Source organism: Methylobacterium sp. P5_C11 (assembly GCF_054049775.1).
This window is the reverse complement of the sequence record NZ_JBFULS010000024.1, coordinates 79,921-95,360: the sequence shown is the minus strand read 5'-3', so window position 1 is coordinate 95,360 and position 15,440 is coordinate 79,921. Positions and strand designations below refer to the sequence as shown.

Sequence of the window (15,440 nt, the reverse complement as noted above, 5' to 3'; positions counted from 1 at the left end):
AGGACTCCCGCGAGAGGAGCCCGGGGCAGGGATAGGGAGCGTGCGGCATGGGCGAGATCGCGGTCGTCGGCGGCGGATTGATGGGGCACGGCATCGCCCTGGTGCTGGCGCTCGGCGGGCACGGCGTGCGGATCACCGACACGCAACCGGAAACCCGCGCGCGGGTGCCCGCCCTCATGGACTCGGCCCTCGCGACCCTGCGGGAGGCCGGCGCCGCCCCCGAAGGCTGGGATTCCGACCGGCTGGCGCGCGCCGTCCGGGTCGAGGCGGAACTCGAGGCCGCGGTGGACGGCGCGGGCCTCGTGATCGATGCGATCACCGAGAACCCAGAGGCCAAGCGCGCGCTCTTCGCCGAGCTCGACCGGCTCTGCGCGGCCGACGCGATCCTCGCCAGCAACACCAGCTACCTCGACGTCTTCCCGCTGATCCCGGAGCGCCGGCAGGCGCGGGCGCTGATCCTGCACTGGTACACGCCGCCCTACATCGTCGACCTCGTCGACGTGGTGCCGGGACCCGGGACGGATCCGGCGGTGGTCGCCGCCATGGCCGAGTTCGTGCGCGGCCTGGGCCAGGTCCCGATCGTGCTGAAGCGCTTCATCCCGGGCTACGTCGCCAACCGCATCCAGCAGGCGATCAGCGCCGAGGTGTTCCGCCTCCTCGACGAGGGCGTCGCCGCGCCGAAGGACATCGACGACGCGATCATCCACGGGCTCTCCTTACGCATCCCGATCCTCGGCCACCTCGCCAAGGCGGATTTCACCGGCCTGGAGCTGACCCAGCGGGCGCTGGCCAACGGTAGCTACGCGCCGCCGCCCCCGCGGACCCGCTCAGAGACCCTCGACGCCCTCTGCGCCGAGGGCCGGACCGGGGTGATGGCCGGCAAGGGCTATTTCGACTGGGGCGGGCGGCCGCCGGAAGAGCTGTTCCGCGAGCGCGACCGCAAGCTCCTGGCGCTCAAGGCGGCGATGGCCGGGATCGGCCGGATGGAGGGATCATGATCGCAGCGGATCTGTCGGGACGGCGCGTCCTCGTCACCGGGGCCTCGTCGGGCATCGGGCTGGCGACGGTGGAGATCTTCGCCCGCAACGGCGCCATGGTGGCGCTGAACCACCTGCCCGACGATGCCCGCGGCCCCGACGAGGCCGCCCGGCTCGCCGGAGCCGGATTCTCGGTGATCGCGCTGCCCGGCGACGTGTCGCGGGCGGGCGAGGCCGAGGCGATGGTGGCGGCCGGGATCGACCGGCTCGGCGGCCTCGACGTGCTCGTCAACAATGCCGGGACGTCGGGCACGACCACACCGATCGCCTTCGAGGACCTCGACGCGATGACCGAGGACTTTTGGCAGACGATCCTGGCGACGAACCTCCTCGGGCCGTTCCGCTGCGCCCGGGCCGCGGCCGCGACCCTCAAGGCGAGCCGCGGCGCCATCGTCAACACCGCCTCGGTGGCCGGGCTCGGCCGGCGCGGCTCGTCGGTGGCTTACTCGGCCAGCAAGGCCGGGCTGATCAACCTGACCCGCAGCCTCGCCCGGGCGCTGGCGCCCGACGTGCGGGTCAACGCGGTGGCGCCGGGCCTCGTCGCCACGCCCTGGACCGAGCCCTGGTCGGAGGAGCGCAAGGCCTCGACCGTGGGGCGCACCATGCTCGGCCGCATGTCCCGGCCGGAGGACATCGCCGAGACGATCTTCTTCCTGGGCGCGGGCGCCGCCTACATCACCGGCGAGACCCTCACGGTCGACGGCGGGGCCATCTGAGCCCGGGGAGGACACACATGTCGAGCACCACCGTCATCACCTGCGCCCTCACGGGCTCCTTCGACACGCCGCGGAAGAACCCGGCGGTGCCGGTGAGCCCGAAGGCCATCGCGCAGTCGGCCCTCGAGGCCGCCGCCGCGGGGGCGGCCGTGGTCCACATCCACGTCCGCGATCCCGAGACCGCCGCCCCCAGCATGGAACTCGCCCATTACCGCGAGGTGGTGGAGCGGATCCGCGACCAGAACGACAGCGTGATCCTCAACCTGACCACGGGGGCAGGGGGCCGGTTCGTGCCCGGCGACCCCGACCCGGCCGTGGCCGGCCCGGGCACCACCTTCGTGGGACCGGAGGCCCGCACCCGGCACGTGGCGGCCCTCAAGCCCGAGATCTGCACCCTCGACGTCGCGACGATGAATTTCGGCGAGCACCTGTTCCTCAACACCCCCGCGCACCTGCGGGCGATGGCCGGTCACATCCGCGACGCGGGCGTGAAGCCCGAGATCGAGGTGTTCGACCTCGGCCAGATCGAGCTGGCCCGGCACCTGATCGCCGAGGGGCACCTGGCGCGGCCGCCGCTGTTCCAGATCTGCCTCGGCATCCCCTGGGGGGCGCCGGCGACGCCGGAGGCCCTGGTGGCGATGCGCGCCCGGCTGCCGGAGGACGCGGTCTGGTCGGCCTTCGGCATCGGCCGTGAGGAGTTCCCGATCCTCGCGGTGGCGGCCGGGATGGGCGGCAACGTCCGAGTCGGGCTGGAGGACAACCTGTACCTGTCCCGCGGCACGCTCGCGCCGAGCAACGCCGCCCTGGTGGAGAAGGCCGTGAGCCTGCTGGCCCACATCGACCGGGAGCCGGCCACGCCCGATCAGGCGCGGGCGATCTTCGGATTGGCGCCGCGGGGCGGTTGAGAGTCCGATTGCCGTCGCTCACCCGTCATCACGAGCGCAGCGACGTGACCCAGGGCAGCGGGACATCCGTGATCGTGGTGCCGGCTGGGTTGCTTCGCTCCGCTCGCAAAGACGGGGGTGGCACCTCGAGCGGGGCGGGGCGACCCTGACGGATCGCCGGCATCCTCACGCGCGCCCGTTCCGGCCGCGTCCCTCCGCGGATACGCTGCATCCGGACGACCGCGAGCCGCGATCAACGCCGCCGCGTTCACACAACAGGGAGAGAGACATGACGCTCCGCCACCGCGCCGCGCGGCTGCTCGGGAGTCTGTGCGCGCTCGGCGCCGGTGCCGCCTTCGCGGCCGACCTCGTGCCGGTGAAGATCGGCGTGCTGAACGACCGCTCCGGGGTCTACTTCGACTCCACCGGCGAGGGCTCGGTGGTGGCCGCCCGCATGGCGGTCGAGGACTTCAAGCCGGAGGAACATGGGCTGAAGGTCGAGGTCGTCTCCGCCGACCACCAGAACAAGCCGGATGTCGGGGCCTCGATCACCCGGCAATGGTACGACCGCGACGGCGTCGACGCGGTGTTCGACGTGCCGACCTCCTCGGTGGCGCTGGCCATCGCGCAGATCACCAAGGAGAAGAACAAGGCCTTCATCAACTCGGGCGGCGGCACCGCCGACCTCACCGGCTCGGCCTGCACGCCCAACACCGTGCACTGGACCTACGACACCGCGGCGCTCGCCAACGGCACCGGCAAGGCCATCCTCAAGCGCGGCGGCAAGAGCTGGTACTTCATCACCGCCGACTACGCCTTCGGCCTCGCCCTGGAGCGGGACACCAAGGCGGTCGTGGAGAAGAACGGCGGCACGGTCGTCGGGGGCGTGCGCACGCCGTTCCCGAACCCGGACTTCTCCTCGTTCCTGCTCCAGGCGCAAGGATCGGGCGCCCAGGTGATCGGGCTCGCCGATGCCGGGCTCGACGCCGCCAACGCCATCAAGCAGGCGCACGAATTCGGCGTCCGCCAGGGCGGCCAGACCCTCGCGGCCCTGCTCATCGCCATCACCGACATCCACTCGCTGGGCCTGGAGGTGGCGCAGGGGCTCGACTTCACGGCCTCGTTCTACTGGGACCTCAACGACGGCACCCGCGCCTTCGCGGAGCGCTTCGAGAAGCGCATGCCCGGCAAGAAGCCGACCTCCTATCAGGCCGGCGTCTACGCCAGCACGCTCCACTACCTGAAGGCGGTGGCGGCCCTGCACTCGGCCAAGGACGGCGCCGCCGTGGTCGCCAAGATGAAGGAACTGCCCACCGACGACCCGCTGTTCGGCAAGGGCACGATCCGGCCGGACGGGCGGAAGATCCACCCGATGTACCTGTTCGAGGCCAAGGCGCCGTCCGAGTCGAAGGGCGAGTGGGACCTCTACAAGGTGCTGGAGACGATCCCGGCCGAGCAGGCGTTCCGCCCGATGAGCGAAGGCGGCTGCCCGATGCTGGCCGGCATGTCGGCGAAGTAGGCGTCGGGTCGATCATTCCGGCATCGCCGTCTTTGCGAGCGGAGCGAAGCAATCCAGACGGCGCGACGCCGACCGTCGTCGCGCTGCCCTGGGTCACGTCGCTCCGCTCGTGATGACGGGGAGGGATACCGCGACCTGAGCGTCCGAACGGAAACCGTTCACGCCGCCCCGATCCGATCCAGCGCCGCCATGGCCTCCTCCGGCAGGCGAAGCTCCGCCGCCGCGAGGTTCTCGCGCAGGTGGCCGAGGGACGACGTCCCCGGGATCAGCAGGATGTTGGGCGACCGGCGCAGCAGCCACGCGAGCGCCGCCTGCATCGGCGTCGCGCCGAGCCCCGCCGCCACCTCGGACAGGGTCTCCGCCTGGAGCGGGCTGAACCCGCCCAGCGGGAAGAACGGCACGTAGGCGATGCCCGACGCGGCGAGGTCGTCGATGAAGGCGTCGTCGCCCCGGTGGGCGAGGTTGTACTGGTTCTGGACGCAGACGATGTCCGTGATCCGGCGCCCGTCCGCGACCTGACGCCGCGTGGCGTTGCTCAGGCCGATCCGGCGGATCAGCCCCTGGCGCTGGAGATCCGCCAACACCGTGAGCGGCGCCTCGATCGACCCCTCTGCTGGGCCGTGGATGTCGAACATCAGGCGCAGGTTGACCACGTCGAGGACGTCGACGCCGAGGTTGCGCAGGTTGTCGTGGACCGCCTGGGTGAGGTCCGCGGCCGAGAAGGCCGGGTTCCACGACGCGTCGGCCCCGCGCTTGGCGCCGACCTTGGTGACGATCACGAGATCCTCCGGATAGGGGTGCAGCGCCTCCCGGATGATCCGGTTGGTGACGTGCGGCCCGTAGAAGTCGCTGGTGTCGATGTGGTCGACGCCCGCGGCAACCGCCGCGCGCAGCACCGCGACCGCGGCGGCGCGGTCCCTGGGCGGCCCGAACACGCCGGGTCCGGCGAGCTGCATGGCCCCGTAGCCGAGCCGCTTCACGGTCCGGTCACCGAGCTGGAACGTGCCGGCCTGGGTGATATCGGTGGTGGTGGCGGACATGGCAAATCTCCTGTTGGCGGCCCGGATGTAGACCGCACCGGTTAGGCCGATAAGTCGTGACAATCGGCACGGGCCGTGCGGATTCTCGAACGATGACCCAGGATCTCTCGGACCTCGCCGCCTTCGTGACCGTGGCGCGGGCCGGCGGCTTTCGCGAGGCCGCCCGCGCGGGCGGTGCGAGCGCGTCGAGCCTCAGCGAGGCCGTGCGCCGGCTGGAGGCGAGCCTGGGTGTGCGCCTCCTGAACCGCACCACCCGCAGCGTCGCGCCGACCGAGGCCGGCGCTCGCCTGCTGGAGCGGCTCGGGCCGGCGCTCGCCGAGGTGGAGTCCGCCCTCGACGTGGTGAACGGGTTCCGCGACCGGCCGGCCGGGACGCTGCGGCTCAACGTGCCGCTGAGCGCGGCCCGGCTGGTGCTGCCGGCGCTCGTGCCGCCCTTCCTGGCGGCCTATCCGGAGATCCGCCTGGAGGTGGTGGTCGAGGACGGGTTCGTGGACGTGCTAGCGGCGGGCTGCGACGCCGGCATCCGCTACGACGAGCGGCTGGAACTCGACATGATCGCCGTGCCGATCGGCCCCCGGCGGCAGCGCTTCGCCACCGCGGCGTCGCCGGCCTATCTCGACCGGCGCGGCCGGCCGGACCACCCGCGGGACCTCCTGGACCATGCCTGCCTGCTCGGCCGGTTCCCGAGCGGCGCCCTGACGGCGCCCTGGGAGTTCGAGCGCGACGGCGACATCGTCCGGGTGGATCCGTCCGGGCCGCTGATCGTGCGGGTCGGCGCCAGCGACCTCGCGGTCGCGGCCGCGGTCGCGGGAACCGGGATCATCCACGTGTTCGAGGACTGGCTTCGGCCGCTTCTCGACAGCGGCGCCCTGGAGCCGGTTCTGGAGCCCTGGTGGCAGGCCTTCTCCGGGCCGTTCCTCTACTATCCGGGCCGGCGGCTCCTGCCGGCGCCGCTGCGCGCCTTCGTGGACTTCGTCAGTGCTCGGCCGGCGGTGCCGGGTCCGGCAGCTCGAACACCGTGAGCTGCCCGCCCGGCGCGGTGTACTGCGACAGGGCCGCGTAGCCGCCGACCGCCCCCGAACCGTCGGCCGGGTCGGTGAGCCCGGCCGCCAGGCCGATCCCGGCCCAGCCGCCGACCCCGGAGAGCACCGCCACGTACTGCTTCCCGGCGTGCAGGTAGGTGGTGACGGTGCCGACGATGCCGGACGGCGTCTTGAACCGGTAGAGCTCGTGCCCGTCCCGGGCATCCACCGCCTTCAGGGCGCCCTCCAGCGTGCCGTAGAAGACCACGTTGCCCGCCGTGGCGAGCGCCCCCGACCAGACCGAGAACGGCTCCGGGATCGTCCAGGCGATCCGGCCCTTCGCGCCGTCCCAGGCGATGAACGCCCCGGTCCGGTCGGTGCCCTCCGGCGGGTGCAGGGTGAGCGTCGCGCCGACATAGGGCTGGCCGGGCGTGTAGGTGACCCGGAACGCCTCGTAATCCATGCACATGTGGTTGGTCGGCACGTAGAACAGCCGGGTCAGCGGCGAGTAGGCCGCGGGCTGCTGGTTCTTGGCGCCCAGCGCCCCGGGACAGATGTTTTTCGTGGTCTCGTCCTCGTCGGCCTCGCCCGGCGCGTAGCGCCTGTCGACCACCGGCCGGCCGTAGCCCGGCGCGGCCGGATCCATCTCGACCCGGCTGGCCCAGTTGACCGTGGGGTCGAACTTCTCCGCCACCAGCAAGGCGCCGGTGGCCCGGTCCAGGGTGTAGCCGAAGCCGTTGCGGTCGAAATGGGTCAGCACCTTCCGCGCGCGGCCGTCGATCACCTGCTCGGTGAGGATCATCTCGTTGACGCCGTCATAGTCCCACTGGTCGTGTGGGGTCATCTGGTAGACCCAGCGGGCGATGCCGGTATCGGCGTCGCGGGCGATGATCGCCTGTGCCCACCGGTTGTCGCCCGGGCGCTGGTTCGGGTTCCAGGTCGCGGGATTGCCGGTGCCGTAATAGACGAGGTTCAGGTCCGGGTCATACGAGAACCAGCCCCAGCTGCAGGCACCGCCGGTCCGCCACTGGTCGCCCTCCCAGCTCTTGAGCGAGGAATCCGTGCCGATCGGGCGCCCGAACTCGGTCGTCGCCTCCGGATCGACCAGCATGTCGGCGTCCGGCCCGGTGGCGTAGGCGCGCCAGAGGCGTTTCCCGCTGGCCTGATCGTAGGCGGTGACGTGGCAGCGCGCCCCGTACTCGCCCCCCGCCAGCCCGACGATGAGCTTGCCGTGGACCGGCAGGACCGTGGCGGTGTTGGTCTCGCCCCGGCCCGGATCGCCGTTCTTCACCGACCACAGCACCCGCCCGGTCTCCGGATCGAGGGCCACCACGGTGGTGTCGGCCTGCTGCAGGAACAGCCGGCCGTCCGCATAGGCCAGCCCGCGGGAGACCGTGTCGCAGCACATCACGGCGATGACGCCCGCGTCCTGCCGCGGGGCGTAGCGCCACAGGATCTTCCCGCCCTGGTCGAGGTCGAGGGCGTAGACCACGTTGGGGAAGGGCGTGTGCACGACCATCACGTGCCCGACCACGATCGGCGCGCCCTCGTGGCCGCGCAGCACGCCGGTCGAGAAGGTCCAGGCGACCTTCAGGCGGCCGACATTGCCGGCATCGATCTGCGTCAGGTTCGAATAGCGGGTGTTGGCGTAGTCCAGGGTCTGGAGGACCGGCGACGGGCCGGCCGCGGCCGCGCCGGCGAGGCCGGCGAGCGGCAGGGCCGCGAGGATCGAAGCGCGCATCCTGAACATCCTCTCGCCGCGCGGTCGGCGGTGCGCCGGGGCCGGCGGAGCCGCCTACATCCGCTGCCGGACGATGGTCTCGGCCTGGGGGTCCGGCTCGTGGCCGGCCTCGCGGAGCATCGGCACCACCTCGGCCGCCTCGCGGGCGACGAGGTAGCTGAGATCGAGGCCCTCGCGGATGAATCCGTGGCCGCGCATGTGCTCGAACAGGGCGAGCAGCGGCGACCAGAACTCCGCCACCGAGACCAGCACCACCGGCTTCCGGTGCCGCCCGAGCTGCGCCCAGGTCAGCTGCTCGACCAGCTCCTCGAGGGTGCCGATGCCCCCCGGCAGGGTCACGAACGCGTCCGAGCGCTCGAACATCAGGCGCTTGCGGGTGTGCATGTCGGACACCACCACGGTCTCCTGGATGTCCGCCAGCATGTGCTCGCGCGCCTGGAGGAAGTCCGGGATGATGCCGGTGACGTGGCCGCCGGCGGCGAGCGCCGCCCGCGCCACCGTGCCCATCAGGCCGACATCGCCGCCGCCGTAGACGAGGCCCATCCCGGCCTGCGCGACCGCGGTCCCGAGGATCTCGGCGGCCTCGCGGAAGGCCGGATCACGGCCGAAGCCGGAGCCGCAATAGACACAGACTGTCCTCACCGGGGCCATCCGGCACCCTCCTCGCGCGTCCGTTGCGAGCCGTCCGGACAGAGCCCCGCGCCCGGCACTCCACGTGCCAAAGTGCTGAATTCGCGCGGGATTCACCCGCCTGGGCGGCAGGACGGCTTGGTGTGGGCACCATGTACGGTATTATGGGCGGCGCCGTCGACGGTTTTCGCGTGGGCGGGGATCCGCCCGACGGGCGGCGGCAGGATCAGGGGAGGCCTTCGTGGCGATGTCGGGACAGGTGCGGCGCAGTCTCGCCCTGGCGCTCGCCGGCCTTCTCGGCGGACTGGGACTCGTGCTGGCGCTGTTCGGCGGCGAGTCCCTGCGGCGGCTGACCGGCCGGCCCGGTGCGGAGACGCCCGCGGCCACCGCACCGCGCGGCGACCTGCGCAGCCTCGCCGATCCCGGCACCCTCGCCGGCCGCGCCGACCCGTCCATCGACTTCCGCGACKACAAGCCGGGCCGGTCGGGATCCGGGCCGGTGCCGGGGGCGGGCGACACGGCCACGCGCGGGCAACCTTCTCGCGACGGCGCGCCCGCGGCGCCGCAGGGCGGGACGGGCATGAGCCCGCAGGCGCCCCGGGCGGACGCGACCGAAGCGCCGCGCTTCGACATCGTCCGCGTCGAGCCGAACGGCGACACCGTTGTGGCCGGCCGCGGGGCGCCGGGTTCCACGATCGAGATGCTGGTCGGCGGCAAGGCCGTGGCCCGGGCGACCGCCGACGCGGACGGGCAGTTCGCCATCGTCCCGCCGGCCCTGCCGGCGGGAGCGAGCGAGATCCGCCTGCGCATGACCGGCAAGGACGGGCGCGCGGCGGAGTCGCAGCAGAGCGTCGCGGTGGACGTCGCCCCCGGCCGGGACCGCCAGCCCCTCGTGGCCCTGACCGCCCCGGATGCCGCCACCGTGGTGCTGTCGCAGCCCGGGGCGCCGGAAACGACGGCGGGCGCCAGGGTCGCCGATGCGGCACCGGCGGCCCAATCGCCGGGACACGGCAACACCCGCGCGGTCGCCGCGCCCCGAGGCGGGACGCCGACCCGGATCGTCAGCGTGGACGTGCAGGGGAGCGGCCGCCTGTTCGTGACGGCGACCGGCGCTCCGGGGGCGAAGATCCAGCTCTACCTCAACGACACGCTGATCGCCCCGGGCCAGATCGGGCCGGACGGACGGGCGAGCTTCACGATCGGACGCGGGATCAGGCCCGGCCAGTACCAGGTGCGGATCGATCAGGTCGATCCGTCCACCGGGAAGGTCGCCGGCCGCGCCGAGGTGCCCCTCTCGGTGCCCGAGCCGGCGCAGGTCGCCGCCGGGGAGGCCGCCGCGCCGGCATCGGCACCGCCCGCCGCGAACGGCATGCGGGACGGGGCGCACCGGAGCGGGGCCGACGCCCCGGCCCGGGACGGGACCGCCGCGGGATCGCCCCCGGCCTCCGACCCGAGCCATCTGGCGGCGGAGACGGCGGGTCCCGTCCGGGCCGGGGCGGTGTTCGTGCCCGAGATCAGCACGGCCCGGATCACCCGCGGCGACAACCTCTGGCGGATCAGCCAGCGCACCTATGGCCGCGGCGAGCGCTACACGGTGATCTACGACGCCAACCAGAACCAGATCCGCGATCCGGACCTGATCTATCCGGGCCAGATCTTCGTGCTGCCGGTCGACAAGCGCGGCTGAGCGCCGTCACTCCACGACCTGATCGTCCCCCGCGAAGGCGAGGCGGCGCAGGGTCCGCAGCGCCCGGTCGAGGTCGTCCCGCGACGGGGCCGCCAGGGCGAGGCGCACGGCGTTCGGCGCGTGGCCGGGATGGACCGCGAAGGCCGAGGCCGGGAGGAGGGCGATGCCCTGGCGCAGGGCCGCGGCCGCGTAGGCCTCGGCCCGCCAGGTCTCGGGCAGTTCCAGCCAGAGGTGGTAGGCGTGGAGATCGCCGACCACCCGCAGATCGGCCAAGGCTGCCCGGGCGAGGGCCTGCCGGTCCGTGGCGTCCCGGCGCTTGGCCCCGGCCAGCGCCGCGGCCGAGCCCCCCGCCATCCAGTGCATGCCGGCCGCGAGGGACAGGCCGAGCACCGTCCAGGCCCCCTGGCGGACGGAGGCCGCGAGCCGGTCGGTGAAGGTAGGGGGCGCGGCGATCAGGCCGACCGTCAGCGCCGGCATCACCCGCTTCGACAGGCTGTCCACGAAGATCACCCGGTCGGGCACGAGGCCGGCGAGCGGCGGCGCCTCGACGAGGAAGCTGTAGACCGCGTCCTCGATGGCGGTCAGCCCGGTCCGGTCCAGGACCTCCGCCAGGGCGGCCCGCCGCGCCGGCCCCATCGTGGCGCCGAGGGGGTTGTGCAGGGTCGGCTGGAGATAGACGCCGCTCAGCGGCGTCGCCCGGTGGGCCTGGAGGAGCGCGTCGGGAGAGACCCCTTCGGCGTCCATCGCCAGCGGGATCAGCGTGATCCCGAGCCGTGCCGCGATGCCCTTCACACCCGGGTAGGTCAGGGGCTCGCAGCCGATCCGCTCGCCGGGCGCCGCCAGGGCCGCCAGGGCCGCGGCCAGCGCCTGCCGGCCGTTGCCGGTGAATAGGATGTCGGCCGGGTCGGGGGCATAGCCGTCGCGGGCCAGGAACGCGGCCGCGACGGCCTGCGCCCCGGGCGTCCCGGCGGGCCCGTACTGGCTGAAGCCGATCTGGCCGTCCCCGCGCGCCAGGGCCGCCAGGGTCTCGGCCAGGACGGCCTCCTGCTCCGGCAGCCGCGAATGGGTCCGCTGCAGGTCGAGGGCCGCGGCGGGCGGCTCCGGGCGGAGCAGGCCGGCCTGCCCCGGATCGCTGCGGACATAGGTGCCCCGCCCGACCTCGCCGGTCACCAGCCCCCGGCGGGCCAGTTCGGCGTAGACGCGGCTCGCCGTCGAGACCGCGATGCCCCGCGCGTAGGCGAAGTCGCGCTGCGGCGGCAGCCGCGCGCCGGGGCGCAGCCGGCCCGCCGCGATGTCGGCCGCGATCGCGTCGGCGACGGAGCGGTAATCCGCGGCGCGCATCATTGCTCCGAGTTCAATGTTTCGATTGATCCGAGATGTGTATCGGATCAATGCTCCGCCAGCAATCCCGGCCGGACTGCATCCCCGCCACCGGATCGTCTGCGATGCCCGCCGTCACACTGTCTTCGTCCTCCGTCCCCCGTCGCCCGGCCGTGCTCCGGCCATCCCTGGTCCGGCCATCCCTGGTCCGGACTTGGCTGCAGCGGATCCGTACCCGGCGCGCCCTCGCGGCGCTCCATCCCGACCAGGCCCGGGATGCCGGCCTGGAGCCGTGGGACCTGCGCGCCGAGATCGCGAAGCCGTTCTGGCGGGCCTGAGATGGTGCTCTGCACGCAGCGCGGGTGATCCCGGGCGATCCCGGGCCTATATGCGGGGCTCACCACACCTCCCGACAGAACCCGCATGACCGACAAGACCGTGCCTCAGGCCGGGCCGCTTCCCCCGGCCGAGCGCCCCGGCCTGATCGCCACCTACCGCCGGCTCTGGCCGCATCTCTGGCCTCATGGCCGGCCCGACCTGCAGCGCCGGGTCTTCCTGGCCTTCGGCCTGCTGCTGGCGGCCAAGCTGGTGACCATGGTGACGCCGTTCACCTTCAAATGGATCACCGACGCGCTGGTGGCGGCGGTCGGCGGGACGGACGCGCCGGTGCCCACGGGGCTGCTCGCGGCGCCGATGCTGCTGATCGCCCTCTACGGCGTCTCGCGGATCGCCATGGCGGCGCTGACCCAGATGCGCGACGGGCTGTTCGCCAAGGTGGCAATGCACGCGGTCCGGCGGCTGGCGCTCCAGACCTTCGAGCACATGCACCGGCTGTCCCTGCGCTTCCACCTGGAGCGCAAGACCGGCGGCCTGACCCGCGTGCTGGAGCGCGGCCGCGCCGGCATCGAGGAATTGTCGCGCCTGATGGTGCTGACGCTCGTGCCGACCATCGTCGAGTTCGTGCTGGTGCTCGGCGTGCTGGCCTACGAGTTCAGCTGGACCTACGCGGCGACCGCGTTCCTGACGGTCGCGGCCTACCTGGCCTTCACCTACAAGGCGACCGAGTGGCGGATCGCCATCCGCCGCCGGATGAACGCGTCCGACACGGACGCCAACACCAAGGCGGTCGATTCGCTGCTAAACTACGAGACGGTGAAGTATTTCGGCGCGGAGGCCCGCGAGGCGTCCCGCTACGATGTCTCGATGGCCAAGTACGAGAAGGCCTCGACGCAGACCTACGTCTCGCTGGCGGTGCTCAATGCCGGGCAGGCGGCGATCTTCACGTTGGGCATGACCGTGGTGATGTGGCTCGCGGCGCGCGACATCCTGGCCGGGCGCACGACGATCGGCGGCTTCGTGCTCGCCAACACCATGCTGGTGCAGCTCGCGATGCCGCTCAACTTCATGGGGATGATCTACCGGGAGATCAAACAGGCGCTGATCGACATCGACGACATGTTCCGCATCCTTGGGCAGAATCCCGAGATCGCCGACCGGCCGGGCGCCGCGCCCCTCGCGGTGGCGGGCGGCACGGTGCGGTTCGAGGACGTGCGCTTCGCCTATAATCCCGAGCGGCCGATCCTGCGCGGCGTCTCCTTCGAGATCCCGGCGGGCCAGACGGTCGCGGTGGTCGGGCCGTCAGGGGCGGGCAAGTCCACCCTCTCGCGCCTGCTGTTCCGGTTCTACGAACCGTCGGCCGGTCGGATCAGCGTCGACGGGCAGGATATCGCCGCGGTGACGCAGGCGTCGCTCCGGGCGGCGATCGGCATGGTCCCGCAGGACACGGTGCTGTTCAACGACACGATCGGCTACAACATCCGCTACGGCCGCGCCGACGCCACCGACGCGGAGCTGCGCGAGGCGGCCCGGCTCGCCCAGATCGACCGCTTCGTCTCGAGCCTTCCGGAGGGCTACGACACGCCGGTGGGCGAACGCGGCCTGAAGCTCTCGGGCGGCGAGAAGCAGCGGGTCGCCATCGCCCGCACGATCCTCAAGGCACCACCGATCCTGGTGCTCGACGAGGCGACCTCGGCGCTCGATTCCTTCACCGAGGCCGAGATCCAGGCGGCTTTGGACCGGGTCAGCCGCGGCCGCACCACCCTGGTGATCGCCCATCGCCTGTCGACGGTGGTCAACGCCGACGCGATCCTGGTCCTCGACCACGGCCGCATCGTCGAGCGGGGCACCCATGCGGAGCTGCTGGAGGCCGGCGGCGTCTACGCGGCGCTCTGGGACCGCCAGCGGGAGGCCGATGCCGCCCTGGAGGTGCTCCAGCGGGCCGATGCGCCGGTGGTGCCGGTGCGCGCGGGACGCGGCGCCGTGCCGGAGACGGAACCCGCGGAATAGGGGACGCCCAGCCGCGCTGCGGCGCTCAGCGCGGCCGTCCCCGCACCCTGACCCCGAGCAATTCCTCGAACGGAAGCACCATCGCGCCCTTGTCCCTGTCGGCGTGGCCCTGACGCAGGGCGGTCTGGTAGGTGGCGGTGGCCGCCGCCGTCACCGGCATGGGGAAGCCGTTCTCCGCCGCGATCGCCGCTGCGGCGACGAGGTCCTTGTAGGCCGCCCCCATCGGGTAGCCCTCGTTGAAGCGCCCCTGCAGGATGCGCGGCACGAAGTACTGCGCCGCGTAGCTGCGGCTCGTGCCCGTGGTGACCACCTCGGCGACCTGATCCGGGTCGAGCCCCATGGCCACCGCCATGGGCAGCACCTCGGCGAGCGCCGCGATGTTGATGTCGTAGAGCAGGTTGTTGATCGTCTTGGTGAGCTGGCCGGACCCGGCTGGCCCCATATGGAGGATGGTGGTGCCGATCCGCTCCAGCAGCGGACGCACCCGCGCCACCGCCCCGGCCTCGCCGCCGCACATCACGGTGAGCGTCCCGGCCTCGGCGCCGGCCGGCGCGCCGGAGACCGGCGCGTCGACGAAGGACCGCCCGGTCGCCGCCACGGCGCGGCCGATCGCCAGGGCCTTGGCGTGCGCGATGGTGCTGAGATCGATCACGACCGCCCCCGGGGCGAGGCGCTCGGCCAGGGCGTCGGTGCCGAACAGCGCCGCCTCGACCGCGTCGCCGTTCGGCAGGCACAGGACCAGCACGTCGGCACCGCCGGCCCGGCCGGGATCGGTGGTGGCGACGAGGCCCGGCGCGTCGAGGCCGGCGAGGCGCCCCGGATCGGAATCGATCGCGACGAGCGTCTCGGCGTCGGAATCCCGCTTGGCCGCGAGGTTGCGGGCGATGGGATGCCCCATCGCGCCGAGGCCGAGGAGGGCGATGCGCGCAGCCATGCGGTTGTCCCTGTTCCGAGTGTCCGGCCGCCCGCCCGTCCGGGCGGGGGAGGCGCCGCGCCAGCATGTCGCCAGACGGGGCCGTCTTCCAGCCCCGGCCCCCGGCATTCGTGGGATGCGCGTCGTCCCGGGGCGCCGCGGGCGGAATCCGGGATCTGGGCGCGCCACCAGGCCGGGACCCGGCTCGGACGGCGGCTCCCGGACCGCGCCCGATCGTGCGGCAACGACCGGGACCGCGGGCGTTTCCGATCGGGTAAGGCGCCATGCGCCCGCTCTCCCGTGCGGCCTAACGGATTCCCACATCTGCCGCGGCAACGCGGCTCGAGGACGAGGCGCGGGTCCCCTCTCCCCTGCGGGAGAGGGACAGGGTGAGGGATGTGCGGCCTCCGCAGAAAGCGCGACGGACCCGCCCGTCGACCGCGTGCTCGATCCTGACGCGTCGTGCCCCTCACCCCAACCCTCTCCCACACGGGAGAGGGGGCGCGTCGCGCTCGGCCGCCAGCGCCCGTGTCCGACCCGGATGCGTGACCAGCGCAGCCCGCACGGGCGAGGGGACCCGCGCCT

The 15,440-nt window shown here is 72.9% G+C and carries 13 protein-coding genes; 8 read left to right on the top strand and 5 right to left on the bottom strand.

From position 1 onward, the window contains the following. Window positions 1-47 precede the first annotated feature (47 nt). The 4 genes from ACXJKQ_RS14875 (at window position 48) to ACXJKQ_RS14860 (ending at window position 4,156) form a co-directional block, all read left to right on the top strand. Window positions 48-998 carry a 3-hydroxyacyl-CoA dehydrogenase family protein gene (locus ACXJKQ_RS14875; RefSeq protein ID WP_457106493.1) on the top strand — a complete coding sequence of 317 codons (951 nt, stop codon included), beginning with the start codon at window positions 48-50 and terminating at the stop codon, window positions 996-998. Continuing rightward, window positions 995-1,753, top strand: a complete 759-nt coding sequence (locus ACXJKQ_RS14870) for an SDR family NAD(P)-dependent oxidoreductase (protein WP_457106492.1) — start codon at window positions 995-997, stop codon at window positions 1,751-1,753. The genes ACXJKQ_RS14875 and ACXJKQ_RS14870 overlap by 4 nt, the downstream gene beginning before the upstream one ends. A gap of 17 nt (window positions 1,754-1,770) precedes the next feature. Further along, entirely contained in the window at window positions 1,771-2,658 is an 888-nt protein-coding gene (locus ACXJKQ_RS14865; RefSeq protein WP_457106491.1) for a 3-keto-5-aminohexanoate cleavage protein, read from the top strand. A gap of 268 nt (window positions 2,659-2,926) precedes the next feature. After that, window positions 2,927-4,156, top strand: a complete 1,230-nt coding sequence (locus ACXJKQ_RS14860; protein WP_457106490.1) for an ABC transporter substrate-binding protein — start codon at window positions 2,927-2,929, stop codon at window positions 4,154-4,156. 158 nt (window positions 4,157-4,314) lie between these two features. Here ACXJKQ_RS14860 and ACXJKQ_RS14855 read toward each other — a convergent pair whose 3' ends face one another. Then, a complete protein-coding gene (locus ACXJKQ_RS14855) occupies window positions 4,315-5,196 on the bottom strand; it encodes an aldo/keto reductase family oxidoreductase (protein WP_457106489.1) in 882 nt (293 codons plus the stop codon). Between the two features lie 92 nt (window positions 5,197-5,288). Here ACXJKQ_RS14855 and ACXJKQ_RS14850 point away from each other — a divergent pair, with 92 nt between their 5' ends. Continuing rightward, window positions 5,289-6,218, top strand: a complete 930-nt coding sequence (locus tag ACXJKQ_RS14850; protein ID WP_457106488.1) for a LysR substrate-binding domain-containing protein — start codon at window positions 5,289-5,291, stop codon at window positions 6,216-6,218. Here the strand turns inward: ACXJKQ_RS14850 and ACXJKQ_RS14845 are convergent. Together ACXJKQ_RS14845 and ACXJKQ_RS14840 are read right to left on the bottom strand one after the other, a co-directional pair. Further along, window positions 6,172-7,959: a methanol/ethanol family PQQ-dependent dehydrogenase gene (locus tag ACXJKQ_RS14845; protein ID WP_457106487.1), complete on the bottom strand. Its 1,788-nt coding sequence runs from the start codon at window positions 7,957-7,959 to the stop codon at window positions 6,172-6,174. The two genes, ACXJKQ_RS14850 and ACXJKQ_RS14845, sit on opposite strands and share 47 nt — an antisense overlap. A gap of 54 nt (window positions 7,960-8,013) precedes the next feature. After that, window positions 8,014-8,610, bottom strand: a complete 597-nt coding sequence (locus ACXJKQ_RS14840; protein WP_457106486.1) for an LOG family protein — start codon at window positions 8,608-8,610, stop codon at window positions 8,014-8,016. A gap of 226 nt (window positions 8,611-8,836) precedes the next feature. Here ACXJKQ_RS14840 and ACXJKQ_RS14835 point away from each other — a divergent pair, with 226 nt between their 5' ends. After that, window positions 8,837-10,276 (top strand): Ig-like domain-containing protein, encoded by a 1,440-nt coding sequence (locus ACXJKQ_RS14835; RefSeq protein WP_457106511.1) that lies wholly within the window; start codon window positions 8,837-8,839, stop codon window positions 10,274-10,276. A gap of 6 nt (window positions 10,277-10,282) precedes the next feature. On the opposite strand, the gene ACXJKQ_RS14830 is transcribed toward ACXJKQ_RS14835, so the two are convergent. Beyond that, window positions 10,283-11,617 carry an aminotransferase-like domain-containing protein gene (locus tag ACXJKQ_RS14830; RefSeq protein ID WP_457106485.1) on the bottom strand — a complete coding sequence of 445 codons (1,335 nt, stop codon included), beginning with the start codon at window positions 11,615-11,617 and terminating at the stop codon, window positions 10,283-10,285. 104 nt (window positions 11,618-11,721) lie between these two features. Here ACXJKQ_RS14830 and ACXJKQ_RS14825 point away from each other — a divergent pair, with 104 nt between their 5' ends. Next, the gene (locus ACXJKQ_RS14825; RefSeq protein ID WP_457106484.1) at window positions 11,722-11,934 is read left to right on the top strand and encodes a DUF1127 domain-containing protein; all 213 of its coding nucleotides are present in this window, start codon (window positions 11,722-11,724) and stop codon (window positions 11,932-11,934) included. An 85-nt stretch (window positions 11,935-12,019) separates the two neighbouring features. Beyond that, window positions 12,020-13,942, top strand: a complete 1,923-nt coding sequence (locus ACXJKQ_RS14820; RefSeq protein ID WP_457106483.1) for an ABCB family ABC transporter ATP-binding protein/permease — start codon at window positions 12,020-12,022, stop codon at window positions 13,940-13,942. A 25-nt stretch (window positions 13,943-13,967) separates the two neighbouring features. On the opposite strand, the gene ACXJKQ_RS14815 is transcribed toward ACXJKQ_RS14820, so the two are convergent. Next, complete coding sequence (locus tag ACXJKQ_RS14815; RefSeq protein WP_457106482.1) at window positions 13,968-14,876, bottom strand: NAD(P)-dependent oxidoreductase; 909 nt, start codon at window positions 14,874-14,876, stop codon at window positions 13,968-13,970. Between the last annotated feature and the right edge of the window lie 564 nt (window positions 14,877-15,440).